The sequence below is a fragment of the Cohnella ginsengisoli genome (assembly GCF_029525555.1).
In the GTDB taxonomy this organism is placed as follows: Bacteria; Bacillota; Bacilli; order Paenibacillales; family Paenibacillaceae; genus Cohnella; species Cohnella ginsengisoli.
In genome coordinates, this window is the sequence record NZ_JAPDHZ010000002.1 from 2,057,720 (window position 1) to 2,069,472 (window position 11,753).

6 protein-coding genes and 2 pseudogenes are annotated in these 11,753 nt (G+C 63.1%); all 8 read right to left on the minus strand.

Annotated elements, in window-relative coordinates:
• Positions 1-33: 33 nt before the first annotated feature.
• The 8 genes and pseudogenes from OMP38_RS09665 to OMP38_RS09695 all read right to left on the minus strand — a co-directional run bounded on the left by OMP38_RS09665 (position 34) and on the right by OMP38_RS09695 (position 11,677).
• Complete coding sequence (locus OMP38_RS09665) at positions 34-981, minus strand: sugar phosphate isomerase/epimerase family protein (protein ID WP_277564885.1); 948 nt, start codon at positions 979-981, stop codon at positions 34-36.
• Positions 982-1,018: 37 nt separating this feature from the next.
• On the minus strand, positions 1,019-2,215 hold the full coding sequence (locus tag OMP38_RS09670; RefSeq protein ID WP_277564886.1) for a cupin domain-containing protein: 1,197 nt from the start codon (positions 2,213-2,215) through the stop codon (positions 1,019-1,021).
• A complete protein-coding gene (locus tag OMP38_RS09675) occupies positions 2,212-3,924 on the minus strand; it encodes a glycoside hydrolase family 2 TIM barrel-domain containing protein (protein WP_277564887.1) in 1,713 nt (570 codons plus the stop codon). Before OMP38_RS09675 ends, OMP38_RS09670 begins: the two co-directional genes overlap by 4 nt.
• Before the next feature lie 109 nt (positions 3,925-4,033).
• Positions 4,034-4,207 (minus strand): annotated as a pseudogene (locus OMP38_RS35710) (hypothetical protein); the annotation flags it as partial.
• A gap of 130 nt (positions 4,208-4,337) precedes the next feature.
• Positions 4,338-4,778: pseudogene (locus tag OMP38_RS35715) on the minus strand (glycosyl hydrolase 2 galactose-binding domain-containing protein); the annotation flags it as partial.
• A gap of 180 nt (positions 4,779-4,958) precedes the next feature.
• A complete protein-coding gene (locus OMP38_RS09685; protein WP_277564889.1) occupies positions 4,959-8,240 on the minus strand; it encodes a hypothetical protein in 3,282 nt (1,093 codons plus the stop codon).
• Positions 8,241-8,327: 87 nt separating this feature from the next.
• The gene (locus OMP38_RS09690; protein WP_277564890.1) at positions 8,328-10,235 is read right to left on the minus strand and encodes a glycosyl hydrolase family 28-related protein; all 1,908 of its coding nucleotides are present in this window, start codon (positions 10,233-10,235) and stop codon (positions 8,328-8,330) included.
• A complete protein-coding gene (locus OMP38_RS09695; protein WP_277564891.1) occupies positions 10,169-11,677 on the minus strand; it encodes a CBM35 domain-containing protein in 1,509 nt (502 codons plus the stop codon). Before OMP38_RS09695 ends, OMP38_RS09690 begins: the two co-directional genes overlap by 67 nt.
• Between the last annotated feature and the right edge of the window lie 76 nt (positions 11,678-11,753).

Genomic DNA, 11,753 nt, shown 5'->3' on the forward strand with positions numbered 1-11,753 from the left:
TTTCCGTGTAACGCCACTCCCCAGCCGCGATTCCTATCGCGCCAGCAGCACGTCCTCCCGCTCGCGGAAATAGGCGGCCGACTGCAGGACCATGCGGTCCAGCAGCGCTTTGTCCGGCTTGCCGTACATGGCCGGGTACGGGTCGCCGCCCGGACCGAGCGGTTCCGGCGTGACGTAGCGGCCGTCGCGGTTGAAGCCGAGCAGATACAGCGCCATGATGACGGTGTCCACATCCAGCGAGCCGTCGCCCAGCGCGCAGCGGTTGCTGTCGGCCATGTGCAGATTGAGCAGCCGGTCGCCGGCTGCCAGCAGCGCCTCCCCGATGTGCGACTCTTCGGATTGCATATGGTAGACGTCCGCGTTGATATGCTGCACGCCCGGATGATTAACGGACTGAATATACGCTTCCGCGTCGGCGATCGTATGCACGTAGCTCGTCTCGGCGGACCGGATCGGCTCGATCGCCGCCTTCACGCCGTGCGAGACGAACAAATCCGCCACGAGCCGGAGCGTCTCGGCGCTGCGCGCCAGCTCCATCGCGTCGTAAGGCGTCGGCCTGCCGACCGCGCCCGGCACGACGAGGATATAGGAGCCGCCGACCGAAGCCGCGAACGCGATCTCCCGCTTCAGGTAGTCGACGGCCGCCTGACGCTGGAAGGCGCGGTTGCTGGACAGGTCGTTGTCCGCGGAAAACATGCCGCAAATGCCTGCGACCTTGATGCCGTGCGCGCCCAAAATGTCCAGCGTCTCTTCTTTCCGGTAGCCGAGATCCGGTCCGTAATGGTTGCCGTGCAGCTCGATGAAGCCGATGCCCGCCTTCTGCAGCCGCTCGGCCGTGTCCGTCAGCGACTCCATGCCGAAGCCCCAGTTGCTCCAAGACAGATTCAGGCGCCGTTCGAACCGATGCGGATCGTTCTTTTTCAGCGCCTCAAACGCCTCGCGAATCTTCTCGTTCTTCATTTCATACGTTTGTCGGGACATCGTTTCTCTACTCTCCTTTATCTCGCGTCCGCCCGAATCAAGGCATCTGCGGATGGTTCGGTCCGAAGTGCTTCAGGAACACCATCGGCTCCCACTTGCTCCGATTGACGATCGTGACGCCCGCTTGCGCCGCCGCCTCGCCGACGAAAAACTCGTCGCCGCTCATTTGCCCGAACCGCAGCATGACCGCGGCCTCCGCGTCGTGAACGCCGAACGTGCCATGCCCCTGGATCAGGATCGTCCCGTACGCCGCAGAATCCTTGACGACGACCGTCTGGCCCGGCTGCACGGTCAATTCCTTGGCGCCGAAGTATTCGTTTCCGTACGTGATCCACTTCTCCGTATGCCGCTCGTCGGAATGCGCGCAGACGATCGGCGGACGGAAGTAGTTTTTCTTATAGTGCGGATCGACGTTCTTTTCCCAGTCCATCAGTCCGAGAATATAATCGATGTCCCGCTTCTTGGGCTCGGGGCAATTTTCCGTCAGAAATTCGTACGGGTACACCTCGCCCCACACGACGTTCTCGTGGACGGAGTTGACGTCGCTGTTCCACTGCGGCTCGTACGTCAGGTACGAGCCCGGCGCGTGCACGACGCCCGGCGGCGTATACCAGCCGGTGCCGAGCTCGATCCGGTAAGCCCGGGACAGCTCGGTGATGCGGTTGTCGCCCGATTCGAACTGCAGCAGGCGCTCGCGCACCTGCTCGATCGTCGTATCCGGATCGTATCCGAAGTACGTGGCGGGGAAGACGCCGGGATGATTGTTGAGCTGCGGCGGAAAATAGTACGCTTCGGGCTTGCCCATCCGTCCGACCAGCTGGGCGGACGCTTCGTCCAGGTGCAGATGGTGAAAGAGCGGCGTCTCGTAATCGAAGAACTTGGAATACATCGGCCACGTGCCGTACTTGGCATGCAGCGTCTCGCCGATGAGAACGGGGCCGAGCGCTTCGACCGCGTCCCGGAACAGGAACTTGTCGCTCGCGTCGTCATTGACCGCCACGTAGCTCATCCCCTCGTCCGGTTTGGCCAGCGGACCGTTCATCGCGGGGATAACCGAGGAAAACCATCTTTCTTTAATGGAGCCGCGCGCGGCCCCGTATGCGTAATAGTCGTCGGGATGAAGCCGCAGCCGCTTGCCCGCTTGCGCGAAGCGGCGCGGCACGAATACGGGAGCGAGCCTGAAGATTCCCTTGCCCCGCTCGTACGTCTCCCAGACTTTAGTCAGGTCGGTCATTTGAAAATCTTCCTTTCTTCCTGCGAATCTTGCGCATTCAGATGGCGGAACCGGATCTCCGGCGGGTTGGACGGCGCCCCGACTTCAATGGCTTCCGCGCCAAGCCCGCCGGGATGCTTGCTCGCGCAGTAGACTGTCACGCGCTTCCGCTCGCCGGGGAAAAGCGTGACGAAGCCTTCGTCCGCCATCGTCCAATACCGGTCCGTCAGCTCCTCCGCGTAAACGTGAAGGATCGCTTCATCGCCTTCGTTCGCGAGCAGGAACGTCCGCTTGAACGTATCGAGATACTCGGCCTTTAGGTCTTCGCCCGCCGCCTCCCACTCTCCGTCCGCCGCTACGCGGAAGCCGTTCGATCCGAGGCCGAGCGCAGGCCGGTAGCACGCATCTGCCTGCGTGGAGAAGTAGTAGTCGTTATCAAGCAATGTCCGACCCTCCCGCAGCAAGCGAACCCTTACAATGAAAAGCGGCGTGAATTCGGGCGTGATCTCGAACGCCAGCGCGGCGACCTTCTGCATGCTTGCGCGCGGCTCGGCCCGGAACGTGCCGCGCCACAGCCGCTTGCCCGCCGTCGACATCGCAGCGACCTCCACTTCGTCGCCTTCCGGCGATCCGCCGCTCCCGCTTTCCGCGAACAGATCCGCTTGGAACAGGTCCCCCGCCGGATAGACGAGCCGGCGATAATCGAGAGAGGCGTGCGCCGGGGCGAACGCTTGCCCGACCCAGTAATACGCCATCTTGGCCTCGCCGTAGTAATCCGTCAGCGACGTGCAGCCTACGTTAGGCCAAGGCTCGTTGAATTGCCAGACGACGCTGCCGCTGTTGCGGAACTGCCGGCGCCGGTTGGCCTCGACGATAAACCGGAGGCCTTCCGCCTGAATCCATTGGCTGCAGCGGACGAACGATTCGATGCCTTCCGGCTCCCCGAAAAACCAGGCGTCCCGCTCCCGCGTGTCCCACCAATCGCCATGATGGCGCCAGACGAGATTCTCGTCCATATCGGACACCCGGACGTGGGCCGGACTCAAAAACTTGCGCATGCTCTTCACCGCGCACAGGCCGTCGACCCCGAATTCGCTGTGGAACAGGCTGTCCGACTGCCCGTAAAACTCGTAATGCTCGGGATGTCCCCTGTACTTCCAGCCGCCGTGCACGTCATGGTTCAGCCCCGCGTCCAGGGACAGCATCTCCTGCGGACCGGAGGCGGACGTCGGGAGGAACATCCGGTCCGGATCGTGGGCCTGTACGAGCGCCTTGAGCAGCGCAAGATTGCCGTTGTCGTAGCCGCAAGGCCGGTTCGGCGCTTCCTTCAGCTCGTTGCCGCCGCTCCAGACCGCCAGCGAGACGTAGTTGCGCCGGTCCTTGATCGCGGCTTCGGCGGAATCGGCCAGCAGCGCGAGATACTTCGGATCCTCGGGCGGCACCGAATCCATCCCCGAGCCGGACTGGACGAACTCCTGCCAGACGAGGAGGCCGTGACGGTCGCACAGCTCGTAGAACGCGTTTTTCTCGATCACGCCGCCGCCCCACACGCGAACCATGTTGACGCCCGCGCGCTTCATCAGGAGCACCGTCCACTCGTACCGCTCCGGCGTCACGGTGCCGTACAGCATGTCGAGCGGCGTCAAGTTCACCCCTTTGACGTACACTTTCTCGCCGTTGATCGTAAACGTATAAGGCAGCGCGGACGCGGGACTCTCCTCGTTGAGCATGTAGCCGAGCTTGCGAATGCCCGGCTTGAACGCGCGCGCGTCCAGCGGCGCATCCCCCCTTCAGCAGTCGCACTTCGAGCCCGTACAGCGGCTGCTCTCCGTGCCCGTTCGGATACCAGAGCCGCGGCTTTTCCACGCGAAACGAAAAGGCAGCCTCCGCCCGCTCCGGACCGACGGCGATCCGCTGTGTCCCGATTTCGCGGCCGCCCGGATCTGTCAGCACCGCCTCTGCGGCATAATCCTCCGCCAGAACCTCTTCCGTCTGCGTACCCGCCTCCGTCACCGCCCCCCTCGACTCGCACCTTCAAGCCAACGACGCCCGTGCCGTCTTCCGCGACGTCCGTGCGGACATGCGCCTCGCCGAGCGACAGCTCTTCATGGACGCGCAGGTACACGTCGTCCCAGATGCCGAGCGGCACGAGCCGCGCGGAAAAATCCCATTTATAGCCGAAGCGGCTTTTCTGGGTATGCGTCAGCGACGTGCGCCCGATCTGCGACTGCTCCTGAGGCGCGTGCTCGAACAAGATGCGAAGCTCCAGCGTCTCATGCGTCCGGGCGATGTCCGTAATATCGAAGACGGCCGGAACGAACATCCCTTCATGCTCGCCGAGCGGCACGTTGTTCAGGTAGACGTGGGCTTTGTAATCCAGTCCCTTGCAAACGAGCTCGACCTTGCGGCCCAGATGCGCAGGGCGCGGAAAGGACGTCCGGTACATCCACCACCGGTGCTCCACCCATTCGCAGGACAGGCTGTTCAAGTCCCGATGCGGATGCTGAATATAGCCCGCCCGGTACAGGTCGTGCTGCACCCCGCCGGGGGCGGCGGCGGGCATCCACGCCGTCACGCCCTTCATGGCCTCCCCCCGTCTCCACGCTGCTCGACAGCAGCGGCACGTATGGGTAGAAGCCTTTGAGCTCCCACGCCAGATCCTTCAAATCGTGCTTCATTCTCCAGTTCCCCCCTGCTTTGGCGCATCCCGGCGATTTCCCGATCAAAATCTCCCGAGCGAAAACTTCGGTGCGACCGTTCCCGGTCAAAATTGAACGCTGGCCGAGAAGCCGAGCTTGCCGGCCGGCACGTTGAACCGCACCCATGCGGCATCGCCGCTGCGCTCGACCGCGCCTTGCAGCCTCTCGCCGTCCGCAAGCACCGTCGGAGCGGCGTCCAGATGCCGCAGATCGAAAGGTCCGACGCGCAGCTTCACCGCCGGCAGCTCGTCGCTCGACTGCACGCGAATCTGCGCGCCGTCCGCCGCCAGGCGCAAGTCGTATTCCAGCTTCGCGGTCAAGCGGCGGGCGTCGTCCTCGATCAGGAACGGATAATCCCGAATCCATACGCCGTTCCAGCCCTGCGGCAATCTCGAGATGAGGCCGAGCTCGGCCTGCCGGCTGTCGTCCACGCCGATGATGATCTTGAGCGCCTTCAGAATCTCCGCCTGCTGCACCGCGTTGCCCAGGTCGCCGAAGCGCGAATAGATCTTCTTGGCCCTGTTCACGGCGCCGCCGATCTCCGGCACGATATATTGGCGGTAGACCGGACCGTAGATGAGCTTGGCGTTCAGCTTCATGAATTCGGACGCGTCCGCCGTGCGGTCCAGCAGCAGGGAAGCCTGGGTGGTGAAGGCCGCGTTATAGCCCATCGCCCACGGCACGAACTGCTCTTTATTGACGGCATATTCCTTCTCGTTTAGCGCGTACCATTCCGGATACGTATTTTCCGGGAACAGTCCCTTCGTATCCGTGGGCAGCAGCAGCGGGCCGAGCAGGCTGCCCCGGCCGAAGCCGCGGTATTGGTCGGTCCAGACTTGCCCTTTTTCCTCGTCGTTCACGATATAGAACCGTTCGCTCGCGAGCTTCAGCCGGACCGCCGTCTCCTCCCAGATCCGGGCGGACTCGGACTCGCCGATCGACGCGGCCATCTCCGCCAAGCCATGCAGCGCCTCGATGCAAGGCAGATCGCAGAAGATCGAGTGTCCGACGGAGATCGGGTACCCCGAGCCTTCGCTGTCCGACCACAGCACCTCCGTCGCCTTGGATACCTCCGGATGCTCGAACTGCCAGATGATCCAGTCGCCGAGTCCTTTGATGTCCTCCCATCTTGGGCGCAGCCAAGCATCGCGCTCGGGCAGGCGCTTCCATAGTTGATAGATGAAGAGCGACGTCAGCCCGTGGCCGTCGTTCTCGAAGCAGCCGGTGCCGATCTCGGTGCGCGGAAATTGCAGGATGCGGTGAATGTGGCGAGGCAGGCGATAGCCGTTCACCTTCAGATCTTCGTGCTCCTCCCACACGCGAGCCATCTTGAGGCACCAGTCCGCGCAGGCGACCGCCTGGTCCACGAAGCCGAAGGCGATCATCTCCATCAGCGTGCGGCCGATGTCCCGCGACCAGGCTTCGTCGTAGTACATGCCCGGGTGCGCCTGATTCGGATACAGCTTGAAGTCCATCGAGAACGTGCCGCCGATGCCGTCGTAGCCGTAGGACAGCGCGCCCGCCGAGGAGGTGTGGTAGACCCCCTTTTCATCGACCTTGCCGGCCATGTCCAGCACATTGTGATAGAACGCATTGGTGAAAAAGTCGGCTTCCCGTCCGCCGGAGAACCGAACCTCCGGTCCCTTGTAGCCGATCGGGATATCCAGCTGGAACCGCTGCGGGAAGTTGTCCTCGGTCACGTACATATAGTCCTGCAGCTGGCGGATGCGCGCGAGCGTCGCTTCCTCGTCCACGCCCGCCAGGCGCAGGGGACGGCGCTCGATGCTCTCCTTCAGCGCCGCCGACAGGCCGGCGCTCTTCGCGGGCAGACTGCCCTCCGGGAGTTCGCCATCGCGAAGCGGGACGACGGTGATGCCAATCACGACGGGCGTCAGGCCGGATCCCGGCTCCGGCGCGTATTCGATCCGCGCGATCGGCTTGGCCGCGGGATGGATCGATGCGATATACTGATGCGTCGGCGTAGGCTGCGCCGGATAGATGCGCAACGATTCCTGCAGCGTGCGTCGGACCTCGGTGAAGGAGACGAAAGGTTCGGGATACTTGACGAACTTCTCGCCCCACCACGCGCTCTCGCCGATGACGATCGGATAAACGCCGACCTCTCCGTCTTCATAGCAGACCCGCAAGGAGCCTAGGCTCTGTCCGACCGTCACCTGCTTGTCTTCCGGCGAGTAGCTGTTGCGCTCGCTGACCTTCATGCCGGCGATCAGCACATGCCTGGCCGCGATGCCGACGGACAGCGAATACGGCGTACGGCTCGCGAACAACGTCTCCGCGCCGGCCACGAACGGCACGCCGTACAGCTCCGTATATCTCGGCGGCGCGGCGACGACCTGCCACCCGGCCAGGACGTCGCCGTCTTGGGCGCCGAAGTCTACCCGGAACGCTTCGCCCGCGTCGATCGCGTCGACGCCGATCCATGCCGTATGGGGACCGTTGTCGCAGTCCACGATCCGGAGGAACACGGTCCGGCCGAGCATATCCGATACGTCCGTCTCGCTCCAGGCCGGCGGATTCGTATTCGGCGGGTACACGGTCCGCAGGATGTCCCCGGACGCGGCGTCTACCAGCTCGACCCGGTTCTTGTTGACCTGATAGAGCTGATAGTAGCCGCGCAGCTTCAGCCGGAGCGTCGGCGACGCCACCTCGAATACGGGCGACTGGATGATGCCGACGCCGTCGTCGCCCGCAAGACAAGAAGACAGGTGTCTGGCCGTCTTGTTCCCTTCATAGTCGTTATCCGCGAGACCCCAGATGCCCGAATTCGCTACCGGCGCCGTCAGGCAATAGTAGACGTCCTGCGTCTCCGTCCCGTGAAGCCGGACTTCCTCGAAGCGGGAGATCGCCAGGCTCGCGCCCTCGCCGGCGAAGGACTTGCTTCCTTTGATCTCCAGGTATACGCGCTTGCCTTTCAGATGGCGGACGAACCATTCCCGGACGACGAACGCCTCCTTCAACGGCGGCGCCGCTTCCTGAACGATCTCTCCGCCGTCCGCCAGCCGCAGAAAGCAGCCGCCGGAGACGGAAGCGGGGTTCAGGACGTCGTAACCGGCCAGCCGAAGCCGAAGCTGATCGCCCTCGACCGTGAACGTCGGCGACCGGAGGCTTTCCGAATGGCCCGCGGTTTTCTCCCAGACCTCGGCGCCGGGCTCGGCATCATCGCCGTCTGCGCGCGCGGTCAGGCGCCAGCCGCCGGCCGACGTCCAGCCGGACCAGCCTGCGCTGCCGCCCCAGAGGAGCGTCGTACTTTTCGGTTTGGGAAGAAGGGGCTGGCAGGGGCGTTCGTTAGCGTATCGTTGTTCAGGACGGTCTCGTTCATCGGGCATGAGTCCTCTCTGCAATGAAATGGCGTCGCACCCGGCCGGAAAAGCCGGACGGGTGCGACGTAATTCAGTCAAATCCGTAAGGCGGGCTTAAGGCTGGCCTTCCAGGTGGCGCGTCGGGTTGTAGCTCGCCACGATGCCGGCGCCGGTCGTATTCTGGCCGAACACGGCCGCCGAGTTCATGACTTTTACGCTTGAGCCGCTGGCGGCAACGACAGCGTAGTCGTCCCTGGACAGCTGGTCGGTCACGAGATTCCAGATGTCGACGGTGCCGGAATTGACGACGACGCCGTTCTTGACGCCGCAGCCGCCGATATTCAGCAAGTGTTCGTTCGAAGCGCCGTTGATGATGATCCACTGCGTATGCAGCCACATGTAACTGTCGCGGATCGCCGAGAAGTTGTCGGTGCCCGCCCAGTTGTTGAAGAACCCGGCGATCCCGTACCGCTCGGCTTCGCCGTCCATGGACGTCGGGTTCAGATCGTGCATCTGCTCGATCCAGCCTTCCGTGCTCGTGCCGACCCGTACGAAGTTTTCGGCGCTGAAGCCGAACAGCCGCTTAACGAAGTGACGGTCGCTGCCGTTTGCGATATCGAGTCCGTAGGAAGCGTTCTCGAACTCGACATTGACGACGTAGGCGTCGTCCGCATTGTTGATCCGCACCGTATACGGGAACTTCTTGATGTTGGTCGACGTGTTCATCGGATTGTTCGGATAAAAGACGCGCAGTCCGCGAAGTCCCGACTTGTTGCCGTTCAACGTGATAAAGGCGGTGTCCGTGGTCGGCGTCGTCGTATTCTCGCCCTCGTAGGCGAATAGCGCCGTGCCTTCGCCGGTTGCCCGGGCCTCGATCGCCGTGGAGCTCGCGCCGCGCAGCTCGACATTCGCCGGCACCGTGAGGTGCGTGCTCACCCTGTACCAGCCCGGCGGCAGGTAGACGATGCCGCCGCCCGCCGTGCCGGCCGCGTTCAGCGCGCTCTGGATGGCCGACGTGGCGTCCACGGTCGGCAGGCTGCCGCGCGATGCTTTAACGTACGGCGCATAATATGGCGCCTTGGTCACGTCGTAGAGCGTCGTGCTCGTCGTCTTGCTCGGCGTGCTCTCGGTATAGGACGCAGGCGGCGGCGGGGTCGGCGAGGTGACGGTGAGCCCCGTGCCGGTCGTTGCGCCCGTCAGCGTATTGTTCGACGCGAACAGCTCCGCGTACGTATTAATCCTGCTGAAGTTGATCGAATTCACGCTGCCGGAGAGCGTGCTGCCCAGCACGGCGTTTTTACGGAAGCCCGACTCCATCTTCAGCGCATAATCCGTGTTCTGGGTGTCGAGCAGCGCAAAGTTCGAGCCCCACGATCCGTCGCGCGGTCCGTCCACGTCCCGAATCCCGTATTTATAATCCGAAGCCTTCAGCTTGTAATGCTGGGCGGCGTCGTTGTCGGAGAACAAGAAGGCCGTTCCATTGGCCCGCGTATACGCGTCGATCACGCTCTTGGCCGGCGCGTTGTATGCGCTGCCTGCGTTCGCCCAGTAGGCATTGCTGAACGCGATCTTCTGGGTAGAATCGACCGCCGCCGTCTCCCGCAGCTCCAGGCCGACGTTCAGGGCCGTCCCCTTGATATTGTCGAACGTATCGAAGCCGTGCACCGCGCCGACCAGAATGCCCTTATAGGCATTCAGGAAAGTCACGTTGTGAACGGATGCCGCGTCCTGGTCGCCGCGGATGACATAGCCCAGATTGATCGGGACGAGCGGGTTCGAATGGTTTTGGTTCGGATAGTAGAACGTGAGTCCGACGACGCCCGCGTTCGTGCCTTGCAGACGGATCAGTTCGCCGATATCGCTCGACACGTTCGCCGAGATGACCGTGCCGTAGCTGCCCGTGCCGCTGTCCGGATCGCGCCAGTCGCCGCGGATGGAGCAGAACGAATAGACCTTCAGCGTGGAGCTGATCTTGTACGTGCCCGACGGCATCCAGACGGTGCCGCCCCCATGACGAAGCAATCGTCGAGCGCCTTCTGCACGGCGACTGTCGAGTCCGCCGCGCCGGTCTTGTCCGCGCCGTAGTCGGTGACGTCGAAGTCGGAGATGACGACGTCTTCGGTCGCGTAGGTCGGCGTGACGACCTTCGTCTTGCGCGGCGTCGTCGCGACGTAGATCCGGTCGATGTCGGTGCCGCCCGCATCGGCGCTATCCTTCTGGATCTTGATCGTGTTCGAACCTGCGTTCAGTTGAACCGCGACTTTGACTTCCTTATAGATGTTCCAATTGCCCGTCGCGGGGAAGGCGACGCTCATGACCTTCGTCCCGTTGACGTACAGACTCTTCGTACGCGTGTCCGGGTAGCCGTTGGAATAGCGGATGGTCAAGTCGTAGTAGCCGGCGCCCGTAGTGGACGGCGTGTTCACGCTGGCGAACTGCACATAAGCGCCGTCGCTGTTCAGCGTGCCGACCTTGGAGCCGCCGGACGCGTAGGTATCCGACACTGTCGCCGCACCGCCGCCGACGGTGCCGCTCTCGGCCTCGTACTTGGTGCCCGACTGGAGCGACTCGAAGGCGTCCCAGTCGATCGCGTTCCCCGTGGACGCCGCGTTCTTGGTGCCGCTGACGGCCACTTTAAGCGTGTGCACGCCTTCCGGGAGGTTTCGCTTCTCGAACAGAACCAGCTGCTTTTCCCAGACCGGCCCGTACGTATCCACCAGCCCCTGGCTGACGCCGTCGATATACACGTTCGCCATGCCGTGGTTGTTGTTCTTGGCGCCGATCCAGCGGACGCCCGTTCCGTGGAACGTATACTCGATCGCGTCGTTCGTCGTCTCGGAGAATTGGACATCGTTATTGTAGTAGCCCGTCGCCCCGCCGTCGTAGACGATCGTACCGCCCGGGGAGATATAGTTGATGTAGTAGTACGGCCCGTAATTATTCACGATCGTCCAGGCCGATGTCGCGCCGGGCACATAGATACTGTCGATGTCGCTGGCCGGGCTGTCCGCGCTGTCGCGCTGGATCTTGATCGTGTTGCTGCCCTCCGTCAGCGTGACGCTGGCCGTGACGGTGGAATAGATGTTCCAGTTGCCCGTCGCAGGGAAGCTCACCGTGGCAACGTCTACGCCGTTCACGTACAAGCTCTTGGTTCGGGTATCCGGATAGCCGTTGGAGTACCGGATCGTGATCGTGTAGGTGCCCGCATTGGCGACGCTTACATTGTTCAGCTGCACGTAAGAGCCGACGTCGTTCAGATTGCCTACCTTGTAGCCCGCAGACGCGTTGCTATCCGCCGTGACGGACGCCGTGCCGCCGATGACGCCATTCTCGGCCTGATAGGTCACGTCCCCGGCCGCATAGGCGCTGCCCGACGGCCCCGCCGCGAGCCACAACGCCCCCAAGCCCAGCGCAAGCGCCGCGCTCCACGCATACTTTCTTAATCCGCTTCGAATTTTTCCCACTTCATTGACCACCTTTACGAATAGGGTACAGGCATAGGTCAAGCAGCTGCCGGAGACGCGCCCGCCTCCGGCAGCC